Consider the following 24,455-nt stretch of genomic DNA (forward strand, 5'->3'; position numbering starts at 1 on the left):
TGACGCTGCGATCGGGTTGTACAGCTTGTCCAGTTGACGGCGATCGGCGATGGGCCAGTGCTTCTGTGCCACCTTCGTTTCGAAGGCGAGAATGTCTGCGGCGGCCTTGGACGGGTTTTCCCAGCCGATCAGAGTCAGCATCTGGATGACGTAGGCGTGGTACGCCTCGCGCTGGGCCGCAAAGCTGTTGCTGAGGTAGTATTCGCGTTCCGGCAGGCCCAGCGAGCCGATGCCCAGATAAAGCGAGTTAACCGAAGAGGTCTTCATGTCTTCCATGACGGAGACATCGAAGATGCTGCTGCCGAACTTGTCTTTGCTTGCGCCCATCAGGCGGGCAATGTCGGCGTGGGTGCGCGCCGCGCGCACAGCAGCCAGATCATTGGCCATCGGGCGGGCACCCAGACGCTCAAGTGCTGCCTCGTCCATGAAGCTGGCGTACAGGGCACCGACCTTGCGGGCATTGTCGGTGGTGGGGTTAGCTGCAGATTCTTCGATGATCGCGCGCAGTTGCCCCTGCGCGGTCTCATAGAGCATGTCGAACGGACCGAACCGGGTCTTGTCGGCAGGAATCTCGATGCTGGCCAGATAGTTGCCGTTGGCGAACTGGTTGAAGTCGTCACCCGGACGGACACTCATGTCGCGGCCGGCAAGGTCGAAGCCCCACGGTTGGTAGTGGGCACCATGGCCGGTATGCGACTGGGCACTGGCCACGCAAGGCGCAGCGATACAGGCCGAGAGAGCGACGGCGCACATAAGGTGCTTTTTCATTCAGGCGATCCTTCAGGATTTCAGCATTGGGGCGGATTTGAACGCGCCTCAGGTCACGAAATCAAGCTTTGCGCTCGAACCTCCGGTTGCGGGAGTTAAATTAAGTTAACCTGCTAACTGTTGGCAGAACCGGTCCAGAACCTCGGGGTAAAGCGTGTGCTCGACGCCCTTTACGCGCTCGGCCAAAACCTCGGCACTATCGTCTGGCAAAACCGGAACACGGGCCTGTCCCAGCACAGGGCCTTCGTCCATGCCCTCGGTGACGATGTGGATCGTGCAGCCGGCCTCTGCGTCACCGGCCGCAATGGCGCGGGCGTGGGTGTCCAGCCCCGGATAGAGCGGCAGAAGGGACGGGTGGATATTGATCATCCGGCCTTCCCATTCGCGCACCAGATAGGGCGTCAGGATGCGCATATAGCCCGCCAGAGCGACAACCTCGATCTGAGCCTCGGCCAACAGCTTTTGCACGGCGCGCTCGTGCGCCTCGCGGTCTTTTCCAAAATCGCGGTGGGGAAGGGCGATGGCCTCTACGCCAAGGGCACGCGCCTTCTCAAGGCCGGCGGCGTCCTGGATATTGGAGACGACTAGCCCAACTTCGTAAGCCGCTTCGGCCCGTTGTCCCGCCTTGATCAAGGAGACCATATTGGTGCCGGAACCGGAGATCAGCACCGCGACGCGGGTCTTGGTGCGTGGAGGGTTCGAAACGGTGTCGGCAGCGGTCATCGGGCACTCGAACGAGGCTACGTAAGATGCGCGGACCCATGAAGCGCGCCGCCCCTAAACGCAATAGGGATGTGCCGTTTCATCGTCAGGTGGCGGAGGCTTCACGTTACAACATAACGACGGTGTTGATGCTGTCCTATGGCCGTGCTTAGGCTGCGTCCATTGTATTTAGGGGGAGTACCTATGCGTCATCTTATCGTCGCGGCCTGCGCCGCAACCCTGCTGGCTGCGCCATTGGCAGCGAACGCGCAGGAGGGGGGGCGTTCGGCGGCCGAGCGCAACCGCAATGCTGTCGCAGAGGACATCGAAAAGAACTGGGTGCGCCCCTCGGCCGAAGAGCGCGAAGTCACCACCAGCCACACGATGCAGGCTCACGGCAAGACCCTGCGCTACAAGGCAACTGCGGGCACGCTGACGGTCCGCACCGACGCGGGCCAACCGACGGCTAGCGTGTTTTACGTCGCCTATACGCTGGACGGCCAGCCGCTGGGTTCGCGCCCGATCACCTATATGTTCAACGGCGGTCCGGGCTCGCCAACCATGTGGTTGCACATGGGGGCCTTTGGTCCGACACGCGTCCCGACCGACAATCCGGTCTATGAGCGCCCGGCGCCGTTGCGTCTGGAAGCCAACGACATGACGCTGTTGGACAAGACCGATCTTGTCTTCATCGACATGGTAGGGGCAGGCTATTCGCGCCCGCTGGGTGATGCGTCGGGTTCGACCTTCTGGGGCGTGGATGCGGATGCGGACACCTTCGCCCGCGCGATCCTGCGCTACACCACCAAGAACAACCGCTGGGCCAGCCCGAAATACATCCTGGGCGAAAGCTACGGCACGCTGCGCGCGGGTGCGCTTTCCTATCAGTTGCACGACCGCGGCCTGCAGTTGAATGGCGTGATCCTGCTGTCGTCGATCATGAACTATGGCGTGCGCCAGCCGGGCTTCCCGCAGAACTACGTCAGCCTGCTGCCGACCTATGCCGCGACGGCTTGGTATCACAATGCCATCAACCGCAACGGCGTGACGCTGGAGCAGCATGTCCAACGCGCGCGCGAGTTCGCCGAGGGGCCGTACACGGCCGCACTGAACAAGGGTCACTCGATCTCGGACCAGGAAAAGGCCGCTATCGCCCAGCAGATGAGCGCCCTGATCGGCCTCGACCCGTCCTTTATTCAAGCCGCCGATCTTCGTGTCGAGCTTAGCCCGTTCCGCAAGGAACTGCTGCGCGACCGCCGTCAGACGGTGGGGCGTCTGGACAGCCGCTATATCGGTCTGGACGCCAGTCAGGTGACGGGTGGACCGGAGGAAGATCCGGCTTCCAGCGCGGTCACGGGGGCCTATTACGGCCTGTTCCAGGACTATATCGCCAACACACTGAACTACCGGACCGATCTGGAGTACCGTCAGTCGGCGCGTGGCCTGCCGGGCTTTGACTGGAACTGGTCGCACCGTCCGCCGGTCGGTGGTCCGCAAACCACCCCGAATACCGCGGTCGATCTGGCCACTGTCATGCGCCGCAACCCGCATATGAAGGTTCTTGCGCTGAACGGTTATTACGATGCGGCCACGCCGTTCTTCGGCACCGAGTATGATCTGAACCAGATGATGCTGGAGCCGCACCTGCGCAAAAACGTCGAGTTCACCTACTATGAAGGCGGACACATGATGTACACCAGCCGCGAGCCGCTGGTTCAACTGTATCGCGATCTGGCGAAGTACTACGACGAGACGTCCAACGGCGGCGTCCGCTGACAAAGAAAGGCCCCGCAGAGCGATCTGCGGGGCCGATTTCTATTGGCGGGCAGGGAAGCTTTAGGCTTCGACCAACTGACCGCAGATGAAGGCTTCTTCGCCAGCGTTCAGCAGGGCAGCCAGGATCGGCTCTGCGTTTTCCGGCTTGGCGATCAGGATGAAGCCCACGCCGCAGTTGAAGGTGCGGCGCATTTCGTGGGCGTCGATCTCGCCAACTTCAGCCAGCCATTGGAAGACCGGCGGCAGTTCCCATGCGTTCCAGTCGAACTCGGCCTTGAGGCCCTCGGCAATGCAGCGCGGTGGGTTTTCAATGAGGCCGCCACCCGTGATGTGGGCACCAGCGTTGACCAGACCCGACTTCATCAGCGGCAGGACCGACTTGATGTAGATACGGGTCGGCTCCATCAGAGCCTCGGCGAGGGTCTTGCCCTCTGCGAACGGCGCAGCACCGTTCCAGCCCAGACCCGACTTCTCGACGACCTTGCGTACCAGCGAATAGCCGTTCGAGTGCGGACCCGACGAGCCGATGCCGATGATGACGTCGCCACCTTTTTGCTGGTCGAGGTACGGCAACACCTGACCGCGCTCGACTGCACCGATCGAGAAACCGGCGAGGTCATAGTCCGAACCTTCGTACATGCCCGGCATTTCGGCGGTTTCACCACCGACCAGTGCCGAACCCGACTGGCGGCAGCCCTCGGCGATTCCGGCGACGACGCGCTTGGCGGCGTCTACGTCCAGTTTGCCGGTGGCATAGTAGTCGAGGAACATCAGCGGCTCTGCGCCTTGGGCCAGCAGGTCGTTGACGCACATGGCGACCAGATCGATGCCGACGCCGTCGTGCATGCCGGTTTCGATGGCGATCTTCAGCTTGGTGCCCACACCGTCAGTGGTCGAGACGATCAGCGGATCGTTGAAACCGGCGGCTTTCAGGTCGAACAGGGCACCAAAGCCACCGAGCGAAGCCTCTGCACCGGGGCGGCGCGTGGACTTTGCCAGAGGTTTGATGGCGTCGACCAGACGCTCGCCGGCGTCAATATCTACGCCAGCAGAGGCGTAAGTCAGGCCGGTTTTAGGGGCTGCGGAGGTGTCGCTCATCGGTCACGGCTCAAAAACAGGGACAAAAAAGTGCCGTAGCCTCTTGCCACGACGCTGTCGTGCGGGGCTATAGACCGGAATGACGCCAATCACCACCAATGACGCGCTGATCGCTTTCTGTGATCGCTTGGCCAAGGCCCCGTTTGTGACCGTTGATACGGAATTCATGCGGGAAACGACCTACTGGCCGAAGTTGTGCCTGATTCAGACTGCCGCGTCCCCGACCGACGCCGCGATCATCGACCCGATGGCCGAAGGTCTGGATCTGGAGCCGTTCCTGGCCATCCTGCGCGACGAATCGATTCTCAAGGTTTTCCACGCCGCTCGTCAGGACGTTGAAATCTTCAACCGTCTCGGCGCGATGCCGCGCCCGATGTTCGACACGCAGGTCGCCGCCATGGCCGCCGGTTTCGGCGATCAGGTTTCCTATGAAGCTCTGGTCCGCCAGATGCTGCGTCAGGAACTGGACAAGGGCAGCCGCTTCACCGACTGGGCGCGCCGCCCGCTGTCGGAAGCGCAACTGACCTATGCTCTAGGCGACGTGACCCACCTTGCGGCCCTGTACCCCAAGCTGCGTGACCGCCTGCAAAAGGAAGGTCGTCTGGACTGGGTCATGGGCGAAATGGATGCCCTGATCGATCCGGCCCTGTACGACACCACGCCGGAGAATGCGTGGAAGCGCCTGAAGCCGAAGAAGTTCAACGCCAAATATCTGGCCGCTTTCGTGGCGACCGCCGTATGGCGCGAACGTACCGCTCAGGAACGCGACCAGCCGCGCGGCCGTATCCTCAAGGACGAGGGTATCGACGAAATCGCCGTTCAGGCCCCGACCGATCCGGATGCCTTCAACCGTCTGCGCTCCGTGCCCAAGGGCTTTGGCGCGTCGCGCATGGGTCTGGAGCTGGCTGCCGAACTCAAGCGCGTTCTGGCCGATCCCGAAGCCCACGCACCCAAGCTTGAACGCCCCAGTGCCCACCAGCCGGCCCCGCCGTCGGTGGTTGAACTTCTGAAGGTTCTGCTGAAGGCCAAGAGCGACAACGAAGGCGTGGCTTCCAAGCTTATCGCCACCGTATCCGATCTGGAAAAGATCGCTTTGGACGACAACGCCGACATCGAAGCCATGAAGGGCTGGCGTCGCAAGATGTTCGGCGAAGACGCGCTGAAACTGAAGCGCGGCGAGATCGCATTGGTCCTGAACGGATCGCGCGTCGAGATCGTCGAGATCGAAGACTGATCCAGAATGGATCACGCCAATAGAAAAGGGACCGGAGCCGGATGGCTTCGGTCCCTTTTGGTTTCAGGCGGTGGGCTTGCGAGATCGGAAGCGGGAGACTTGCAGCAGCACCAGCGCGAATCCTGCAGGCCAAAGTCCCATGCCGAGGACATATAGTTGGGTCATGATGCTGGGCGCGTAGAGCTCAAACCTATCAACACCTAACCCTGCAAACACTCGTTGGTAACTAATGACGCTATGTGCGGCGACGCCAATGCTCAGGGCGATAAGAGCCATTGCCGCGCAATAGATGCCTCTCGTTAAACGGGCAGGGTTGCGGGTTCTCGCCATGTGAAGGAGTGCTGACCCGCAGACCAGTACACCGGCCACCAGCAATATCTGCATCCCCAACACGGTTAGAGGATGGGCGGTGTGAACGTAGAAGCTCGGGCCGACGCGATAGCCGATATAGCGAGCTTCCAGCACGTCATGAACCACCCATGTGGCGATAGCCCCGATCAGTGTCAGTGTGCTTGCGATCGGGAGCGGTTTCATAATCCGCTCTAGAAGTCCGCCAGTTCCAAATTCATCGCATCGGCCAAGGCCTTGGCGCGGCGGCGGGTCTGGCTGCCGAGCAGCATTGATCCGTAACCTTTGACGGCGGTGACGCGCAGGGTGCCCTTGCTGATGGAGATGGCGGCGTTGGACAGGAGCTGTGGCGAGCGGCCTGACAGGTCGCAGGCCAGGCGCATGGCCAGCCCCAAGGCACGGGCGCGTTTCTGGCCTGCAGACGAGAGCAGGCGATCCACGACGGCGGGCTTGTGCACCGCATTGGTGCCGCCATAGCGGGCGTACATGGCCAGTGCGAGGAAGGCCCGCTCGGCATGGTTCTGTCCGGCGATGGGCGACCACAGCACCTGATCGAAAACCAGTTCCGGTCGGTGATCGGGGTGCAGGCGCGCACCTATGTCGGCCAATCGGCAGACCGACGACATCAACAAGGCGTCACGCGCTTCGCCGAAGACGTCGGGCAGGGCCGAGGCGATAGGCTGTAGCCATCCATCCAGCGCGCGAGGCAGGGCAGGGTCTACACCCTGACGGCCACCCCATGCCGAGCATCCGGCCAGAAGCGGATCGATGGCGCGTTCCCGGTCGTCCATCCCCGCATGCAGCAGGCCTTCGCGTACCCCCCATGCCGAGAAGTGGATCGTCTCGATACCCAGACGATCAATCAGGCCCTTAAGGTTTAGCGCCGCATAGGGCAGGGTCTCGGCGCGGCGTTTGGAGACGCCGGGGTGTTTTTCCAGCGACGCGCGCGACTGGGCCGCGACGTAGTCGGCCAGTTCGTTCGCTTCGTCCGCGGTCATAGAATACTGGTGAACGATGCGTAGGGGATGGTCTTTCATCTCCATGTGCATCTGCGCCAGTGTGCGCCACGCACCGCCGACCGCATTGAAAGTCTTGCAACGATAGTCGTCGGGGATGGCGGCAAGAACCTTGGCGATGCGGTTCTGGACGCGCTTGGCCTCAAAGCTTTTGCCAGCCTCCAGAACGAACGGACCCAGTGGCAGGGTGATACCGGGGCCCTTGGCCCCGAGGCGGTTCAGCTCAAGGCTGGCCCCGCCTAGATCGCCCACGACCCCGTGAGCCGTCGGGTCGCCTGCCCGCACACCGAGAGCGGCATAGCGGGCCTCTTCCTCGCCACTCAGGACACGGATATCGAGGCCGGTCAGGTCGAACACCTGCTGACAGAAGGCGGGGCCGTCGCTGGCTTCGCGCACTGCGGCTGTGGCGGCGGTCAGCACCATGTCGGGCTGGACGCCTTCGATGACTGCTGCGAACCGACGCAGCGCCACCAGCGCCATCTCCACGCCCGGCCCGTACAGGGTTCCGGTGACCGAGATGTCGCGGCCCAGACCCGCCAAAACCTTTTCGTTGAACATGGTCCAGACGGCACGGCCTTCCAGTCGGTACAACACGAGGCGAACCGAGTTGGAACCGATGTCGATGACGGCAATCTGGCGGGACGGATATTCGATCTCTGGCATTAAAGTGCCTTTTGACCTTTCGCGCCGCCATAGGACAGCGTGCTAGGCAAGGTCTTCACCTTGCGGCCACGCCCGGACAGGCTGGGGTTGGTCATGAAGTATTTGTGCGCCGAGAACGGACGCTCGCTGCCCGCCGGAACGACGCGGCTGTAAGTACCATCGGGACGAAGGGTCCATGACTGGGTGTCATCCTTCAGGTTGGCCACCATGATCTGGTCCAGCACCTGATCGTGGACGGTGGGATTGATGATCGGAGTCATCAGCTCAACCCGTCGATTGAGGTTGCGCGGCATCCAGTCCGCCGAGGAGATGAACAGTCTGGCCTTGTTGCTGGGCAGGTCGTGACCATTCGCAAAGGCCACAATGCGGCTGTGCTCGAGGAAGCGTCCGACGATGGATTTGACGCGGATATTCTCCGACAGACCCTTTACCCCCGGACGCAGGCAGCAGATGCCGCGCACCACCAATTCGATACGCACGCCCCACTGGCTGGCTTTGTAGAGCGCATCAATGATCTCGGGGTCCACGACCGAGTTCATCTTGGCCCAGATGGCGGCGGGCTTGCCCATCGCGGCGGCCGACATTTCCTTGCCGATCATTTCCAGAAGGGTGGCCTTCATGTTGATCGGCGAGACGACCAGAGCTTCCAACTCGTCCGGCTCGGCATAGCCGGTGATGTAGTTGAACACGCGCGTTGCATCACGGCCCAGCTTGGCCTCGCAGGTGAACAGGCTGAGGTCGGTGTAAATCTTGGCCGTCGTCGGGTGATAGTTGCCGGTGCCAAAGTGGCAATAGGTGCGCAGGGCATCGCCTTCGCGGCGCACGACGACGCTGAGCTTGGCGTGGGTTTTGTACTCGACGAAGCCGAACACGACGTGGACGCCTGCACGTTCCATCTGGCGGGCCCAGCGCAAGTTGGCCTCTTCGTCGAAGCGTGCCTTCAGCTCGATCAGGGCGGTGACGTTCTTGCCGCTTTCGGCGGCCTCGATCAGTGCCGCGACGATGGGGCTGTCTTTGGACGTGCGGTACAGGGTCTGTTTGATGGCGATGACGTTCGGGTCACGCGCGGCCTGACGCAGGAACTGGACCACCACGTCGAAGCTTTCGAACGGGTGGTGGATCAGCATGTCCTTTTCGCGGATCGCTGCGAACACATCGCCACCGTTATCGCGCACCCGCTCGGGATAGCGCGGCTCATAGCCTTTGAACTTCAGTTCAGGATGGCCCGGCGGGATAAGCTCGGACAGTTGGGCCAAGCCCAACATCCCATCGACGATAACCACGTCCTGAGGCTGGGCATGCAGTTCGCCGACGATGAATTCTCTAAGGTCATCAGGCATTTCGGACTGGATCTTGATGCGGACCACAGAGCCCATGCGGCGCTGCTTCAGCGCTTCTTCGAACTCCATCACAAGGTCTTCGGCCTCTTCCTCGATCTCGATATCGGAATCGCGGATCAGGCGGAAAAGACCCTTCTCCAGCACTTCACAGCCGGGGAAGAGATGGTCGATGAAGGTCAACAACAGGCCTTCCAGCGGAACGTAGCGCGTCTTGCCGGGGGTAGAGCGGCCATCGGTCGGCAGGGCCCAGAAACGGCGCACCTGTGTTGGCACAGGCACCAGTGCATAGAGCACGCGATTGTCGCTGTTGCGGCGAAGTTTGAGCGCCAGCGAGAAGCCGAGGTTGGGCAGGAAGGGGAAGGGGTGCGCCGGATCAATCGCCATCGGCGTCAGAACCGCGAACAGCCGGTTCAGAAACTCCGGCTCCAGACGTTCGCGCTCGGTCTTGGTGATTTTGGAAGGCTCGACGATTTCGATGCCCGCATGCGCCATCTCGCGCTTTAGCACACGCCACTGGCGCTGTTGCTCGGCCATCAGGCTACCGGCGGCGGCGTTGACCTTTTCCAATTGCTCTGCGGGCGTCAGGCCATCGGGCGACACCACGCGAACATGTTCGCGGACCTGACCCTTCAGGCCCGCCACGCGCGTCATAAAGAATTCGTCGAGGTTATTGGCCGAGATCGACAGGAACCGAACACGCTCCAGCAAGGGGTGCGCTTCGTTTGCCGCTTCTTCCAGAACGCGACCGTTAAACGCCAGCCAGGACAGCTCGCGGTTGATAAACCGCTCGGGCGATGTCAGCAGGCCCTGGTCAAGCTCAAGCTGGGGCGCACGCGACGAGGGAACGTCCTCGCCAGCCTTGGTCGTGGTGGGGTTGAAATCGGTCATACCGATTAGTCGCTCGCGAGTGTGACGTTCGCAAGCGCGTTTGGACTGAAAACCTTAGGAAAGTCCTGCGGTAAAATCGCCTTCAAGCACCTGACGGGCCAGAACCCGCGTCACGGGGCGATGGAACATGTCCAGACGATCGACGATGATCTCCGCCGACTGGGCCGAGCGGTCGATGCGGCGAACCAGATATTCGATGACACCTTCACCGGGCACGATGTTACGCGCCGCGAAGGCCCGTTTCAGCATGGCCGCCAGAATAACGTCGTCCGGTACCTCGACCGCAATGGTGCGGATGGCATTGAGGCGTGAGCGCAGATCGGGCAGGCGGGTCATCCATGCCGAGGGGGGATCGCGCGACACCATGAGCAAAGCGCCGCCACCGGACTGGGTCAGGTTGATGAGGTGGAAAAGAGCCTCGTCATCGGCCCCTTCTGCTTCTTCCAGCAGGACGGGGCGGCCTTCCAGTTCCAGCGGGTCGCACCATGCCGCCTCTTCGCCATGTAAGGCGATTGCACCGACCCGCTCGACCCAGGCGGCGGCCATGTGGCTTTTGCCGCTGCCGGTAGGACCATAGAGCGCCATGACCGAGCCCGGTTCAGAGGGCCAGTCTTCGAGTGCCTCTGCGGCGACGGCGTTGGAGGTAGAGACCTCCAAATCCGACGCACGGCGCGACGTCTCCTGTTTGAGCGGGAGGCGAAGCTGCATCTGGGCCATATGAGCGCGATCTGCGGACATGACCTTTTCATACCAAGGTGTGATCGGGCCGTAAGGGGGCGCCTACTGTTGGGACCGTGGACGGAAGCTCGGGAATTGTGGATCAAACCTTCCCCTGTGGGCGGTTCTGGAGACGCCCTGTGGGAAAAATCACCGCCGCTGTGGTCGGATGGGGAAGAACTGGCGTGACGGCGTTGGGTGATCGGGAGGCGCGGAATCGCCCGCCGCGCAAAAACACTGAGAATGACCTTCTATATAGGGCGCTGAAAACTTGACATTCGGGGGCAATAATGCGCCCTACGCCTTCAATTTTCCGCCGCGCGCGCGGCGCTTCCTGTCTGATCGATTCATATGCACGCCTACCGCTCCCATACCTGCGGCGCGCTCCGCGCCTCTGATGCTGGTTCTTCCGTCCGTCTGTCGGGCTGGGTTCACCGTAAGCGTGACCACGGCGGTCTGCTGTTCATCGACCTTCGCGACCACTACGGCCTGACGCAGCTCGTTCTGCACCCGGAAACGCCGGGCTTTGAAGCTGTCGAGCGCCTGCGCGCCGAAAGCGTCATCAAGATCGACGGCGAAGTCATTGCCCGCTCGGCCGAGACCACCAACGCCAATCTGCCGACCGGCGAGATCGAAGTTCGCGTCCAGTCAGTTGAAGTCCTGTCGGAAGCTGCTGAACTGCCGCTGCCGGTCTTTGGCGAGCCGGAATATCCGGAAGAAATCCGCCTGAAAAACCGCTTCCTCGACCTGCGTCGCGAGACCCTGCACAAGAACATCGTGCTGCGCTCGAAGGTGATCCATTCGATCCGCCAGCGCATGGTGGAGCAGGGCTTCCTTGAGTACCAAACCCCGATCCTGACGGCCTCGTCGCCGGAAGGCGCACGCGACTTCCTCGTGCCGTCGCGTATGCACCCGGGCAAGTTCTACGCGCTGCCGCAGGCTCCGCAGCAGTTCAAGCAGCTGCTGATGGTTTCGGGCTTCGACCGTTACTTCCAGATCGCGCCGTGCTTCCGCGACGAAGACCTTCGCGCCGATCGTTCGCTCGAGTTCTACCAACTCGACGTGGAAATGAGCTTCGTCACGCAGGAAGACGTCTTCCAAGCCATCGAACCGCTGATGAACGGCATCTTCACCGAGTTCGGTGAAGGCAAGCCGGTGTCTCCGATCGATCAGACCCACACCTTCACCAACGACTTCGGTGAGACGTTCGAGCACAAGGGCTTCGAGCGTCTGACCTACGCCCAGTCGATGAAGTGGTACGGCTCGGACAAGCCGGACCTGCGTAACCCGATCAAGATGCAGGACGTTTCGGAACACTTCCGCGACGGTGGCTTCGGTCTGTTCGCCAAGATTCTCGGCGCTGACGAAAAGAATGCCGTCTGGGCAATTCCGGCCCCGACCGGTGGTTCGCGCGCCTTCTGCGACCGTATGAACTCGTGGGCTCAAGGCGAAGGCCAACCGGGTCTCGGCTACATCTTCTGGTCCGACGACCAAGGTGCATGGGGCGGCCCGATCGCCAAGAACCTCGGCCAGGAGCCGACCGAAGCCCTGATGGCTTCGCTGGGCCTCGGCAAGGGTGACGCCGCCTTCTTCACCGCCGGCGATCCGGCTGTATTCGCCAAGTTCGCGGGTCTGGCCCGTACCCGCGTCGGTACCGAGCTGAAGCTGGTGGACGAAGAGCAGTTCAAATTCTGCTGGATCGTCGACTTCCCGATGTTCGAGTGGTCGGAAGAAGAGAAGAAGGTCGACTTCTCGCACAACCCGTTCTCGATGCCGCAAGGTGGCCTCGAGGCGCTCGAGAACCAAGACCCGCTCACCATCCGCGCCTATCAGTACGACATCGTCTGCAACGGCTATGAGCTGTGCTCGGGCGCGATCCGTAACCACAAGGCCGAGATCATGCTGAAGGCCTTCGAGATCGCTGGCTACGACGCCTCGGTCGTTGAAGAGCAGTTCGGCGGCATGCTGACCGCCTTCCGTTACGGCGCACCGCCGCACGGTGGTCTGGCTCCGGGCATCGACCGCATCGTGATGCTGCTGGCTGGCGAAACCGCCATCCGCGAGGTCATTGCCTTCCCGCTGAACCAGCAAGGTCAGGACCTGCTGATGAACGCTCCGGCAGAAGCCGAAGAGCGTCAGATGAAGGAACTGTCGATCCGCACCCAACTGCCGCTTAAGACTGCTTAAGCGGCGGGCCGGTCGGTCGCTGACAAAAAAGAAGGGGCGCTCCGGTCGGAGCGCCCCTTTTTTGGGGTCTGAAACTTGTTAGCAGGTACGCACGGTGAGGCCCCGCGGCAGGGACGTGGTACGATCCCCGCACGCCTGATTGACCTGTTCCTGCGTCAGGTTGCGTGCGCGAGACAGGTCCGCGCCACGGATGTCGGTGCGGCGCATCGAGGCATCTTTAAAGTTCGCGCCCTGGAAATTGCTGCTGCGGAGGCGCGACATGTCCAGATTGGCGTCGGAAAAATCGGCGTTGGTAAAGTCGCTGCTCGTCAGGTTCGAGGCCGTGATCTGGGCATCCCGGAAGGTCGCGCGCGAGGCGCTGACCTGGCGCATGGTGACGCCGAACATGATGCTGTCGTTGGCGTTCATACGGTCCATCATGGCTGCAGTGAAATTGGCCCCGTTGGCCTCACTATCGGACAGATTGGCGCGGGTCAGATTGGCCTTCGTAAACCCCGATCCGTTGGCGGAAGCGCCGGACAGGTTCACACGCTCCATATTGGCCTCGGTGAAGACCGAACCTGCCAATTGGGCCCCGCGCATGTCAGCGTCGCGGAAACTGGAACCCTGAAAGACCGAGCCGATCATGCTGGCACCCCGAAGATTCGCGCCGATCAGCGTAGAGTTGCGGAAGCTTGCACCGGTCATCGTCGCGCCCGAGAGGTCGCGGCCCGACAATTCGCAGCGGTTGCATGTACCGCCCAGCGAAATCACCCGCGCCACGTCCCGTTCCTGAAGCGTGACAGCGGCTGCCGGTAATGCAAATGCGCTGCACGCGCCCGCAAAAGCGAGGGCGGCGGCGACAGACTGCATTCTGATCCAAGCCTTTTCCATACTCGGAAGATGCCCCCTAATGCACTGAAACCCTACTTAAATCGCGGTAACAGTCGGGGCCTAATCAGCAAGACGCAATGGCCAAACCGTGGGGAAGTTGTGTCAAAGCGTCGCCGCAAGCGCGGTTTAGTTGTGTTTGGGTGAGACCTCTCGCTTGGGATAGGTCGGCCCCCGAGAAATTGGTGCCTTCCAGCTTTGCGCCTGTGAAATCAGAACCGCGTAGCGAAGTGCCGACAAACGATGCGTTTCCCAAGTCGGCCCCCGCAAAGCTGGCCCCCGACATGACCGCTCCAAAGGCGTTCACATCGCGCAAGTCGGCGTTGCCAAAGCGGGCACGGTTCAGAACGGAGAGTGACATATCCGCCTGGCGCAGGCGTGCGCCGGACAGGTTGATCGCCCGTACCTGAAGTCCGCCCAATTCCGCCTGAAACAGATTGCAGCGCGGGCAGGACACGCCATTGCGCACAGTCGCGATCTGGCTGTGGTTCTGGGCCATTGCGGTCGTGGGTGCGAGCGGCAGCAGGGCCAGCACCACGACTGGCAGGGGGGAAAAGCGTATTCTCATGGCACAAACCTGTCCTGTGGCCGGGCGATTGTCCGGATCACAGCAAGTCGCGTGCCTTACCCCTGCATCTGGGGCGACACGCCACAGCTATCGCAGACCCAGCCACCGCCACGGTTCTGTAGGGCAAAGTCACCACAGGCGGGGCAGGCCGTGGCATCGGGAGAAACCGCCGCCAGAGCAGGCGAGGCGGGCTTTTTGCCGAACGGCACCACGACCAGATTGTCAGGGGTGGCACCGCGCGCGAAGCCCTTGGAGATAAAGCGCGTGGCCGGCACGGTTTCAGGCTCGCCCTCGGCGCTGTCCAGGCCATCGCCTGCGGTGGGTGCGGCATTCGCCAGTTCCGTGCGGTCCAGATAGGACACGCCCAGTTCGCGAAAGATGTAGTCGAGGATCGAGGTCGCCGAACGGATGGAATCATTGCCCGTCACGCGCCCAGCGGGCTCGAAGCGGGTGAAGACGAAGGCATCGACGAACTCGTCCAGCGGCACGCCGTATTGCAGACCAATGCTGATGGCGATGGCGAAGTTGTTCATCAGACTGCGGAAGGCGGCACCTTCCTTGTGCATGTCGATGAAGATTTCACCCAGCTCGCCGTCTTCGTATTCGCCGGTATGGATATAGACCTTGTGGCCCGCCACCGCGGCCTTCTGGATATAGCCTTTGCGACGGTCCGGAAGTTTGCGGCGGGTGCGGTCGCGCTCCACCACGCGCTCGATCACACGCGGACTGGATGGAGCCTCTTCGACGACGGCCGTGCGCACAGGCGCATCGGCAACGGCGTCGAAATCAAAGGCGAGGTCAGCGGGCGGCGAGGCGCGACGAAGCGTCAAAGCGCGAACACCTTCAAGCGCGGCATGGGAAATGGCGCGAGAGCCATCCAGCAGCGTCTCGTCCCAGTCCAATTCTATGACCAGAGGGGTTGGCGTGTCGCTGGAGCCATCGATGGCGCTGACCAGTTCGTCCGTCACATCGGCGGGCGACATGGAGAGCCAATCGGCCAGTCCGGCCGGCGCGTCCCAGGTCGAAAGATCGCCATGACCCAGAACCTGCGCCTGTGTTTCGGCAATATCGTCGGCGCTGAAGCCCAGCAGAGGCAGGATGGAGCCAGCCTCGGCATCCAGCCCGAGTACATCGTGGATGAAACCGGCATCCAGAACTGGGCTGCGGAACGCCTCATCGAGCTGGTCGATGTGGGCGAGGGCCATCTCGAGGCCCTCCAGCTCCAGTTCGGTGAAGCCCAGTTCATGCAGGGCCTCGTGATTGACCGGTGTGTCGCCTGCAAGGGTGCGCGTACCGAACAGATGACGCTCGGCGCTTTCCAGATCGCCGCCCTTGCGGGAAATGGCCTTGGCCAGTGCGGGACGCAGACGCGGCGCTTCCTCGCCATCCTCGGTCTGATAACGGTCGATATGGGTAAAGCTGCCTAGCCCAAGGCGCAGCGCGGGCTCCGGCTCGCTCAGGAACAGGCGAAGTCCGGCGTGATGGGTCTGGACGTCGTCTGCGTGGCCCAGATGTTTGGCCAGTGCGGTCGATGCCGAAATATAAGCGGTGCGGACGGTCTCGGCGACCTGTCGCGCGAGTTCAGACGGGTTTTCAAGCCCCAGCCGTAGAGCCGTGTCAGCCAGTCCCCCCAGTCCAAATGCCATGCGCGGCTGAGGGTGTGCTATCAGAGCAGCCAGAATGGTCCACACGCGCGCAATGTCGGAAAGGGCCGACGTGGCCTCGGTGCCGACCAGTGCGAGCACGGCCTCGACGTCCAACTGAACGCGCGCTTCCAGATCCGTCTGGCTGAGCGCAATCGCCTCGGCGTGGTCGAAGGCAATCAGCACTTCGCCCTCCACGGAGGTTTCGGCCAGTTGTTGCGCCAGCGATCCGCCGGCGGCCAGCAGATCGCGCTGGGCCTCGACGACCAGTCTCAGCGGCTCGGCATCCGCCACCGCGCCCAAGGGCTCGCCCTCGATGGCGCTGACGATATCGGCGTGGACGGCACCGCATCGGTGGGCCTGTGCGGCTGCGCGGGCGAGGGCAGGATTGGTTTGAGGCGAGGTACAGGCTTCGCGTGGACCTTCGCAGCGAATTACGGCATCGCGCACAGCCAGCAGGGCGTCGTCGATGGCAGCTAGGGCTGTGGATGCAAGACGTGCCCCGCGCGCCCGTCGCCGGAAGTCGTCCAGTCGCACCGTCGCGTCCGGCTCGCTCAGAAACAGGATGTCGAACGGGCGCGGGGCGGTGGGCAGGGCGGGGGCAGCCAAGCCAAGCTGCAAACTGGCCAAGGCCAGTGCGGCATCCGCCTCGCTCAAAACACCCAGTTCGCGTCCTTTGGTGATCAGCGGGGCGGCCCATTCGGCCAAGGCTTCGATGATGTTGCCAGAAGTATCGAGCCGTCGCGCCGATGCGGGATCGAGACGCGGTTCCAACCAGTCAAGCCACGCTTCGATGCGGGCATCGGTCCAGTCGGCGGGTGCAAGTACGGACGCGACGGACGAGGCTCGCTCGATGCGCCGTGATTCCAACTTCAGATCGATAACGGCATTCGCAAAATCAAACGCGCCACTCATGGATCGCCTCCACGCTGCACCAATGTGACAGCCTAAGGCGGTGTTTCACGCTCGCTCAATAGATATTGCGGCCCTTGGTGCATTTACCCCCAAGATATTGGATTAAAGGTTTTTGCACGATCGCTGGACGTAGGCGCTTCAGGTTTCTATTATCGCCGCGCCGCTGACTGTCTCCTTGCGGCATGATTTTAGAATGAGTGCGACGACGTGCTGAGCAAGATCTTTACCTGGTGGAATGGCGCTACCATTGGCACCCTGTTCACCATTGGCAAGCGTGGCAGCCTGGTCGGCACGGACGAGTTTGGTAACCGCTATTACCAATCGCGCGACAACGTTTCCTATGACGGCCGCAAGCGCCGTTGGGTTGTCTATGAAGGTTATGCCGAAGCCACCAAGGTTCCGCCGGAATGGCAGGGCTGGCTGCGCTATACCTATGACGAGGCACCGAGCGAAAAGCCGCTGCCGCGCAAGGCGTTCGAAAAAGACCATCTGCCGAACCTGACGGGCACGCCTTATGCGCGCCGTCCGCAAGGCTCGCTGGCCGCTATCGGCCAACGTCCGGCTGCGACCGGCGACTATCAGGCCTGGACGCCGGAATGAGTTTCCGCGGGGCACTGCTGGGCGGCATCGTTGCCGCAGGTGTCGGTCTGTCGGGGGCAGGGGTGACCGCTGCCCTCATGGACGTGCCTCAAGATGCAGTCCCCGCATCTCAGGACCCGGTCGGTGATGCATTGAAGGCTGCGCAAAACCCGCAGCCCCAGACGCCGCCGACCCCGCCGGTTCAGGATATCCCTGCCGGCACAACCAGCATCACGGTTGTCGACCCGAACGCGCCGCTTCCTCAGGAAGAAGTGCCGACCGAAGAGACCGCCGAAGAAACCGCCGAAGAAGCTACCGAAGAGGTGGCAGAGGTCGTCGAGCCGACGGTGCGCCGTCGCCATCGCGTGGCCCTGATCCATGCCATCGACAAGACCACGGCCGAGAGCATGCAGTTCGAGGTCGAAGTCGGCGGACGTCCGGTCCGTTTCGCCCGCAGCCTGATCTTTAAGGTCCGCGCTTGCGAGGTAACCGGTGCCAACGAACTGACCGAAGACGCTATTGCTTATGTCGAAGCCGGCATTCAGCCGCGCGCAGAAAAGGCTCTGAATGAGGCGCGTCAAATCTTCAAGGGTTGGATGTTCGCATCCTCGCCCAGCCTCAACGGCATTGAACACCCCGTTTATGATGCGTGGGTGGTGGGCTGTAAGACCCGCTAAGCGGCTTGCGCCAGACTGACGGCGTCGGCACCTGACAACGGCAGGGCCAGCCCTCGCGTATCCCCTGATAATCTCAAGGCTACAGCCAGCTTGCGCAGATAGGCACGCTGGGGAATTTCCTGCGCGCCAAACTGTTTCAGATGATCGGTGATGAACTGGGCATCCAGCAGTGTGAACCCCGACCGTTTTAATCGCGCCACCAGATGAACCAGCGCGACCTTGGATGCATCGGTACGGCGGCTGAACATGCTTTCGCCGAAGAAGGCGCTGCCCAGCGATACGCCATAGAGGCCGCCTACGAGCACCTCGTCCTGCCAGCACTCGATAGAGTGGGCGTGCCCGCGTGCGTGGAGCTGGGTATAGAGGTGGCGGATCGGGTCGTTGATCCACGTATCCTCGCGACCGGGGGCCGACGCCGCACAGGCGTCTACAACAGCCAGAAAGGCCGTATTCACGCGAATGTCGAAGGGGGCGTTGCGTACCGTACGCCTCAGGCGCGACGGGATGTTGAACTGGTCCAGCGGAAAGATGCCCCGCTGATCCGGTTCAACGAGAAAGACGCGGGGATCATCCCGCGCCTCTCCCATTGGAAAGACCCCGTTTGCGTAGCAGCGAAGCAGGGCGTCGGCGTCAAACACCTCGCGCTCCACTGCGCTGAAATCAGGGTCCTCTTCGATCAAGTCAGGCTTTCGCCTTTTGGGCAGCCGCCCATTTTTCCAGCCAGTGGATGTCGTAGTCGCCCGACAGGATGTCCGGCTCCTGCAACAGCTTCTGGAACAGCGGGATGGTGGTATCGATACCGCCAACGACAGTCTCGCCCAGAGCGCGCTTGAGGCGGGCCAGAGCTTCTTCACGGTCGCGACCGTGAACGATCAGCTTGCCGATCAGGCTGTCGTAGTAAGGCGGGATCGAATAGCCCGAGAAGATTGCGCTATCGAGACGCACACCCAGACCGCCCGGAGCGTGGAAGTCGGTCACAGTGCCCGGCGACGGGGTGAACGTTTCGGCGTTCTCGGCGTTGATACGCACTTCGATCGCGTGACCTTTGAACTCGATGTCTTCCTGCTTGAAGGACAGCGGTAGGCCCGCAGCGATGCGGATCTGTTCGCGGACCAAATCGACGCCGGTGACCATTTCGGTGACCGGGTGTTCGACCTGCAGACGGGTGTTCATCTCGATGAAGAAGAACTCGCCGTCTTCCCACAGGAACTCGATGGTGCCGACGCCGAGGTAACCGATGGCGGCAATGGCCTTGTTGACCACTTCACCGATCTTGGCACGGCCTTCCGGCGACAGGGCCGGAGACGGGGCTTCTTCCAGAACCTTTTGGTGGCGGCGTTGCAGCGAGCAGTCACGTTCACCAAGGTGGACAACGTTACCGTGGCTGTCGGCGATGACCTGAATTTCGATGTGGCGCGGCTTCTGGAGGTAGCGTTCCATATAGACGGCACCGTTACCGAAGGCGGCCAGCGCCTCGGACTGTGCGGTCTGGACCGCTTCGACCAGATCATCGGCGGTCATAGCGACCTTCATGCCGCGACCGCCACCGCCAGCAGCAGCCTTGACGATCAGCGGGAAGCCGATGGTCTTGGACGCTTCGATAGCTTGCTCGACGGTTTCGACTTCGCCGTCGGAGCCCGGAACGACAGGGATGCCTGCGTCCTTGACGGTCTGCTTGGCCGTGATTTTGTCGCCCATCACGCGGATGTGGTCAGGCTTGGGACCGATGAAGGTCATGCCGTGGGCTTCGATGATTTCAGCGAAGCGGGCGTTTTCCGACAGGAAGCCATAGCCCGGGTGGATCGCCTGAGCGCCGGTGATTTCGGCAGCGGCGATGATCTGCGGGATGTTCAGATACGACTTAGCAGCCGGAGCCGGACCGATGCAGACGCTCTCGTCGGCCAGACGCACCCACATGGCGCCGCGGTCGGCTTCCGAGTGGATGGCCACCGTCGAGATGCCCATTTCCTTACAGGCGCGATGCACCCGAAGGGCGATTTCGCCGCGGTTGGCGATGAGAACCTTGGTGAACATGTTCAGGCTCAGGCTTCCAGAACGACCAGAGCTTCGCCGAACTCGACCGGCTGTGCGTCGCCGACGAGGATTTCGGCGACCACGCCGTCACGCGGGGCAACGATCGGGTTCATGGTCTTCATAGCTTCGATGATCAGCAGGGTCTGGCCCTTCTTGACCTTGGCACCAGCCGAAGCGAACGGCGCAGCGCCCGGAGCCGGTTGCAGGTAGGCGGTACCAACCATCGGCGACTTCACTTCTTCACCCGAACGGGCAGCCGGAGCGGCGGCAGCAGCCGGAGCAGCAGCGGCGGCAGGTGCAGCAGCCGGAGCAGCGGCGACCGGAGCCGGAGCGTATTGAACCGGAGCAGCCGCGACGGTGACTTCGCGCTTCACCTTGATCTTCAGATCGTCTTTCTCGACTTCGATCTCGGTCAGCTCGGTTTCGTTCAGGATGTTGGCGAGGGCGCGGACCAGATCAGCGTCGATGGCGGTGTGCTTGTTGTCGGACATAGGGTGTCTCTTCTCGTGTACTTAGCCGCAGAGCCGCTTAGGCCGAACGGATGAGGTTCAAGGCCGCCTTGACGGCCATTTCATACCCCTGAACGCCCAGGCCGGCGATCACGCCAGTGGCAGCCAGGGAAACATAGGAGTGGTGCCTGAAGGCCTCGCGCGCGGCGGGGTTCGACAGGTGGCACTCGATGACGGGAATGCTCAGCGTCTTCAGCGCGTCGTACAGCGCCACAGAAGTGTGGGTGTAGGCGGCTGGATTGATGATTAGTGCGGATGCCTTGGTGCGGGCTTCCTGAATCCAGTCGACCAGCTGGCCTTCGTGATTGGACTGCAGGAACACGACCTGTGCGCCGTCCGCCGCGGCTTCGCAGCGCTTCTGGACGTCGGCAAGGGTGTCACGCCCATAGATCTCGGGCTCACGCTCTCCGAGGAGATTGAGGTTAGGACCGTTCAGGACGTAGAGGACAGGCGCTTCGGGCATTCGCTCGTATTGGTGGTGCGCGAAAGGTTGCGCGGACTCGAGGACTTTCTAGCCTGACTTGGCATCCGACGCCAAGCATTCGCGCAAATTCTTGACGTTACGTCAGGCGAGGGCGTGTTAAATCAAGCTTATGCGGGTGGCAATGCGCTTACGGCACCTGTTTGCAGGTGCTGTTTGGGCATCGACCCGTGTGTGGTGTGAGTCGGTAGGTGACGGCACAGGTGAAGCGATTGAGTTGCGGACCGCATCACCCCATATTCTTGGTCTGGCCTGCCTATGATCCTCAGGCCACGTCTGGAGCGAAGAATTGCGTATCGAAGTGAACGGGCAGGGGCGTGACACGTCTGCCGCCACCATTCTGGGCCTCATCGAAGAGCTGTCGCTGGACCCGCGCAAGGTTGCGGTCGAGCGCAATCTGGAGATCGTACCGCGTTCGCTGCATGCCACCACCGAGCTGGCCGACGGCGACAAGATCGAGCTGGTCCAGTTCGTCGGCGGCGGCTGAGCCAGATCAAATCCCGTATCGCGGCTTTAATGCGGGACGGGTTGCGGCTAACTGTTCCTCATGACCGAATCCGCACCTCGCACCGATAGCTGGACCGTCGCTGGTCGCACCTTCAACTCCCGCCTGATCGTGGGCACGGGCAAATACCGTGACTATGAGCAGAACGCCGCCGCTGTGGTGGCCTCGGGCGCGGAAATGGTGACGGTGGCCGTGCGCCGCGTGAACCTGACGGACCCAGGCCAGCCGGTCCTGACCGACTATATCGATCCCAAGAAATACACCTATCTGCCCAACACGGCGGGCTGCTTTACCGCAGAGGATGCTATGCGCACCCTGCGTCTGGCCCGCGAGGCCGGTGGCTGGACGCTGGTGAAGCTGGAAGTCCTGTCCGAGCAGAAGCACCTGTATCCGGATATGGAAGAGACCCTGCGGGCGCTGAAGCTGCTGACCGCCGAAGGCTTCGAGGTCATGGTCTATTGCACCGACGACCCCGTCTATGCCCGCAAGCTAGAAGATGCAGGCGCAGTCGCCATCATGCCGCTGGGCGCGCCGATTGGCTCGGGGCTGGGTATCCAGAACCCCATCAACATCCGCATGATCGTGGAGCAGTCCAAGGTCCCGGTGCTGGTGGATGCTGGTGTGGGCACGGCTTCGGATGCGGCGGTGGCGATGGAGCTGGGCTGCGACGGCGTGCTGATGAACACCGCCATCGCCGAAGCCCGCGATCCGGTTTTGATGGCCAGCGCCATGAAGCACGCGGTCATTGCGGGGCGCGAATCTTACCTCGCTGGCCGGATGAAGAAGCGCATGTTCGCCGATCCGTCCTCGCCGCTGGCGGGCCTGATCTAAGGCAAGAAAAGGGCCGGAGAGCAGATCGCTTTCCGGCCCTTCTTGTATCTGGGATCGGCTTATTTGACCGCTTCGATCATCTTCTCGACCTCGGCGGGGTCGATGCTGGCGCTGGTCTTGCCGTTGACGAAGAAGGTCGGCGTGCCGCGCAGGCGCAAGGTTGCGCCGATGGTGTGAATGTCCGCGATCTGGCGAACAGCCTCCGGCGAGGTCATGAACTGGTTGGCCTTGGCCATGTCCACGCCAGCCTGTTTCAGGATGTCGTTCACGGCGTCTTCGTCCAGAGCGCGCTCGGCCATCAGGGCATCGTGGACGGCCAGATATTTGCCTTGATCATGCGCCGCCAGCGCTGCGCGAGCGGCATAGTTGGACGTGACCGTCGAGCCATTGTCGAGGATCGGCCATTCCTTGAAGATGAAGCGCACCTCGGGGTGGCGGTCCATCATGGCGCGGTACGGTGCGGCCACGGCCTTACAGCCAGGGCAGCGATAGTCGAAGAACTGGATCACCGTGACCTTGGCGTCTGCCGGACCGAACATGGGATCGCGGGTATCGGCTTCCAGCAGGCGAGGATTGGCGGCGACGGCCTGATCAATCGACGAGGTTGCGCTCTGGTCTTCCAGCGACTGTCGCGCTTCCAGCATCTCATCGAGAATCTGCGGGTTCTGCAAAAGGTAGCCGCGCACATCTGCGCGCGGTCCAACGCCCAGATAAGGTAGACCGGCCAAGACCAGAGCTGCCGCCGAAATGGCGACAGCCGCCCCCGCCAATAGCGAAGAAGGTGCACCGGAGGACGAGCGGTGTTTACCGTTCTGTTCGGGCACGGCGGTGTTGTTTGCGGGCGGAGGCGTGTCGGTCATAAAGTCTGGTACTCGTCTGGGACGGGAGTGTTAGTTGGTGCCGGGCGGCTGGACCTGCTGGCCGCGACGCTGCTGGTTACGGCGCTCGGCGGCGGCAATGTCGTCTTCAGACGCGCCGGACGCCAGAACAATGTCGGTCGCACGGCGCCATTCGATGCTGTTGCGGTCCAGCATATCGCGGGCGCGCAGGGCGAACTCGTTGGCCTGACGCGGTTGGCGTAGCGCGAACCAGTATTCTGCCGAGGCCAGACGGGCTTCACCCTCTTTGCCCTGATTGGCATAGGCCTGACTGAGCAGACGCCAAGCCATCGAGTTATCGTCCTCGCGGGCGAGGGCGAACTTCAGCTCTGTCTCCGCCTTGGCAGTGTTCTCGGGCGTACCGCTTTCAAGCAGGGCGTGGGCGAGGTTGATGCGGAGAAGTGGCGCTTCAGGCAGTAGCTGTACGGCGCGCGAATGGGCTTCAAGCGCCTCGGCCGGACGGCCTTCTTCGAAGATGATCTGGCCCTTCAACTCCCACAGATAGGCGTTCTCCGGCTGCTCGGCCAACAGCGCGTCTACAGCCTCCAAGGCCTTGTGGGTCTGGCCGTCGCGATACCAGGCGATGGCGCGAGCATAGCGGGCAGGGAACGAGGTATCCGAGGTAGGATATTCAAGCAGCGTCGTGTTCGGGTGCTGCATAAATCCGCGAATCTTGGCGATCACCAGCGCGTGCTGGGCAATACGCTCCTCGCTGTCACGCTTATCGTAGTTGGACGCGCGCTCAACCGGACCGCGCAAAGCACTGATGCGCTGGGATGACAGCGGGTGGCTGCGGAAATAGGGGAAGCGGCGGGCGTCGGAGAAAACTTCCTGCGAGCGGAAGTTCTCGAAGAACTCGACCAGACCGCGACCGGATTCGCCTGCACGCTCCAGTGCGCGTGCACCGGTGATGTCGGCTTCGCCTTCCTGCGACTGCATGTAACGCAGCGCGCCCAGTGTGCCGAAATACTGGCTTGATGCGATCAGCGCCGCGCCTGCATCGGGTGCACCAGCAAGTGCAGCCAGAGCGCCCAGCGCCATGGTCATGATCATCGGCTGCATGCCCGCATTCTGGGCACCGTCGCGCAGGGTGTGACGATTTTTGATGTGACCGGCTTCGTGCGCAATCACGCCCAGAAGCTGGTTCGGATTCTTGGTTTCAAGAATAAGGCCGGTGTTCAGGCCCATAACCCGCCCGCGTGTAGCCCACGCATTCAGGCTGTCATCG

23 protein-coding genes are annotated in these 24,455 nt (G+C 62.2%); 7 read left to right on the top strand and 16 right to left on the bottom strand.

What is annotated here, in order from left to right:
* Together OB03_RS08515 and purN are read right to left on the bottom strand one after the other, a co-directional pair.
* Window positions 1–768, bottom strand: a 768-nt coding sequence (locus tag OB03_RS08515; RefSeq protein WP_461343836.1) for a M13 family metallopeptidase, incomplete at its 3' end; no start/stop codon positions are given.
* A 105-nt stretch (window positions 769–873) separates the two neighbouring features.
* A complete protein-coding gene (purN, locus tag OB03_RS08520) occupies window positions 874–1,491 on the bottom strand; it encodes a phosphoribosylglycinamide formyltransferase (RefSeq protein WP_461343837.1) in 618 nt (205 codons plus the stop codon).
* Between the two features lie 183 nt (window positions 1,492–1,674).
* Between purN and OB03_RS08525 the strand changes: the two genes are divergently transcribed.
* Window positions 1,675–3,246 (top strand): S10 family peptidase, encoded by a 1,572-nt coding sequence (locus tag OB03_RS08525; RefSeq protein ID WP_461343838.1) that lies wholly within the window; start codon window positions 1,675–1,677, stop codon window positions 3,244–3,246.
* A gap of 60 nt (window positions 3,247–3,306) precedes the next feature.
* Here OB03_RS08525 and purM read toward each other — a convergent pair whose 3' ends face one another.
* Complete coding sequence (gene purM / locus OB03_RS08530) at window positions 3,307–4,344, bottom strand: phosphoribosylformylglycinamidine cyclo-ligase (RefSeq protein WP_242914095.1); 1,038 nt, start codon at window positions 4,342–4,344, stop codon at window positions 3,307–3,309.
* Between the two features lie 79 nt (window positions 4,345–4,423).
* Between purM and rnd the strand changes: the two genes are divergently transcribed.
* Window positions 4,424–5,578: a ribonuclease D gene (gene rnd, locus OB03_RS08535; RefSeq protein WP_461343839.1), complete on the top strand. Its 1,155-nt coding sequence runs from the start codon at window positions 4,424–4,426 to the stop codon at window positions 5,576–5,578.
* Between the two features lie 63 nt (window positions 5,579–5,641).
* On the opposite strand, the gene OB03_RS08540 is transcribed toward rnd, so the two are convergent.
* From OB03_RS08540 to OB03_RS08555, 4 genes are read right to left on the bottom strand one after another with little or no spacing between them, the layout of a single operon-like run.
* A complete protein-coding gene (locus tag OB03_RS08540; protein WP_461343840.1) occupies window positions 5,642–6,112 on the bottom strand; it encodes a hypothetical protein in 471 nt (156 codons plus the stop codon).
* Between the two features lie 8 nt (window positions 6,113–6,120).
* Window positions 6,121–7,605, bottom strand: coding sequence for a Ppx/GppA phosphatase family protein (locus OB03_RS08545; RefSeq protein WP_461343841.1), 1,485 nt, complete (start codon window positions 7,603–7,605; stop codon window positions 6,121–6,123).
* Window positions 7,605–9,833 (bottom strand): RNA degradosome polyphosphate kinase, encoded by a 2,229-nt coding sequence (locus OB03_RS08550; RefSeq protein ID WP_461343842.1) that lies wholly within the window; start codon window positions 9,831–9,833, stop codon window positions 7,605–7,607. Before OB03_RS08550 ends, OB03_RS08545 begins: the two co-directional genes overlap by 1 nt.
* A gap of 54 nt (window positions 9,834–9,887) precedes the next feature.
* Window positions 9,888–10,571, bottom strand: a complete 684-nt coding sequence (locus tag OB03_RS08555) for a P-loop NTPase family protein (protein ID WP_242914090.1) — start codon at window positions 10,569–10,571, stop codon at window positions 9,888–9,890.
* A gap of 330 nt (window positions 10,572–10,901) precedes the next feature.
* Between OB03_RS08555 and aspS the strand changes: the two genes are divergently transcribed.
* Window positions 10,902–12,737: an aspartate--tRNA ligase gene (gene aspS / locus OB03_RS08560; RefSeq protein WP_461343843.1), complete on the top strand. Its 1,836-nt coding sequence runs from the start codon at window positions 10,902–10,904 to the stop codon at window positions 12,735–12,737.
* Window positions 12,738–12,815: 78 nt separating this feature from the next.
* On the opposite strand, the gene OB03_RS08565 is transcribed toward aspS, so the two are convergent.
* The 3 genes from OB03_RS08565 to OB03_RS08575 all read right to left on the bottom strand — a co-directional run bounded on the left by OB03_RS08565 (window position 12,816) and on the right by OB03_RS08575 (window position 16,733).
* The gene (locus OB03_RS08565) at window positions 12,816–13,589 is read right to left on the bottom strand and encodes a pentapeptide repeat-containing protein (RefSeq protein WP_242914088.1); all 774 of its coding nucleotides are present in this window, start codon (window positions 13,587–13,589) and stop codon (window positions 12,816–12,818) included.
* A gap of 85 nt (window positions 13,590–13,674) precedes the next feature.
* Complete coding sequence (locus OB03_RS08570; protein ID WP_461343844.1) at window positions 13,675–14,175, bottom strand: pentapeptide repeat-containing protein; 501 nt, start codon at window positions 14,173–14,175, stop codon at window positions 13,675–13,677.
* A gap of 56 nt (window positions 14,176–14,231) precedes the next feature.
* Window positions 14,232–16,733 carry a TSCPD domain-containing protein gene (locus OB03_RS08575; RefSeq protein ID WP_461343845.1) on the bottom strand — a complete coding sequence of 834 codons (2,502 nt, stop codon included), beginning with the start codon at window positions 16,731–16,733 and terminating at the stop codon, window positions 14,232–14,234.
* A gap of 207 nt (window positions 16,734–16,940) precedes the next feature.
* Between OB03_RS08575 and OB03_RS08580 the strand changes: the two genes are divergently transcribed.
* Both OB03_RS08580 and OB03_RS08585 read left to right on the top strand, forming a co-directional pair.
* Complete coding sequence (locus tag OB03_RS08580; RefSeq protein ID WP_242914085.1) at window positions 16,941–17,333, top strand: NADH:ubiquinone oxidoreductase subunit NDUFA12; 393 nt, start codon at window positions 16,941–16,943, stop codon at window positions 17,331–17,333.
* Window positions 17,330–17,989, top strand: coding sequence for a DUF2155 domain-containing protein (locus tag OB03_RS08585; RefSeq protein WP_242914084.1), 660 nt, complete (start codon window positions 17,330–17,332; stop codon window positions 17,987–17,989). The genes OB03_RS08580 and OB03_RS08585 overlap by 4 nt, the downstream gene beginning before the upstream one ends.
* Here OB03_RS08585 and aat read toward each other — a convergent pair.
* From aat to aroQ, 4 genes are read right to left on the bottom strand one after another with little or no spacing between them, the layout of a single operon-like run.
* Entirely contained in the window at window positions 17,986–18,666 is a 681-nt protein-coding gene (aat, locus tag OB03_RS08590; protein ID WP_461343848.1) for a leucyl/phenylalanyl-tRNA--protein transferase, read from the bottom strand. The genes OB03_RS08585 and aat overlap by 4 nt on opposite strands.
* Window positions 18,667–18,670: 4 nt before the next feature.
* Window positions 18,671–20,023, bottom strand: coding sequence for an acetyl-CoA carboxylase biotin carboxylase subunit (accC, locus tag OB03_RS08595; RefSeq protein WP_242914083.1), 1,353 nt, complete (start codon window positions 20,021–20,023; stop codon window positions 18,671–18,673).
* 8 nt (window positions 20,024–20,031) lie between these two features.
* On the bottom strand, window positions 20,032–20,514 hold the full coding sequence (gene accB, locus OB03_RS08600; RefSeq protein ID WP_242914082.1) for an acetyl-CoA carboxylase biotin carboxyl carrier protein: 483 nt from the start codon (window positions 20,512–20,514) through the stop codon (window positions 20,032–20,034).
* A 37-nt stretch (window positions 20,515–20,551) separates the two neighbouring features.
* Window positions 20,552–20,995, bottom strand: coding sequence for a type II 3-dehydroquinate dehydratase (gene aroQ, locus OB03_RS08605; RefSeq protein ID WP_242914081.1), 444 nt, complete (start codon window positions 20,993–20,995; stop codon window positions 20,552–20,554).
* A 307-nt stretch (window positions 20,996–21,302) separates the two neighbouring features.
* Between aroQ and thiS the strand changes: the two genes are divergently transcribed.
* Window positions 21,303–21,500, top strand: a complete 198-nt coding sequence (gene thiS / locus OB03_RS08610) for a sulfur carrier protein ThiS (protein ID WP_242915147.1) — start codon at window positions 21,303–21,305, stop codon at window positions 21,498–21,500.
* A 60-nt stretch (window positions 21,501–21,560) separates the two neighbouring features.
* On the top strand, window positions 21,561–22,349 hold the full coding sequence (locus tag OB03_RS08615) for a thiazole synthase (RefSeq protein ID WP_242915149.1): 789 nt from the start codon (window positions 21,561–21,563) through the stop codon (window positions 22,347–22,349).
* A gap of 59 nt (window positions 22,350–22,408) precedes the next feature.
* Here the strand turns inward: OB03_RS08615 and OB03_RS08620 are convergent, their stop codons facing one another.
* The gene (locus OB03_RS08620) at window positions 22,409–23,209 is read right to left on the bottom strand and encodes a thioredoxin domain-containing protein (RefSeq protein ID WP_461343846.1); all 801 of its coding nucleotides are present in this window, start codon (window positions 23,207–23,209) and stop codon (window positions 22,409–22,411) included.
* A gap of 30 nt (window positions 23,210–23,239) precedes the next feature.
* A partial coding sequence (locus OB03_RS08625) for a M48 family metalloprotease (protein ID WP_461343847.1) occupies window positions 23,240–24,455 on the bottom strand: 1,216 nt, incomplete at its 5' end.

The organism is Brevundimonas sp. GN22, from assembly GCF_054824005.1.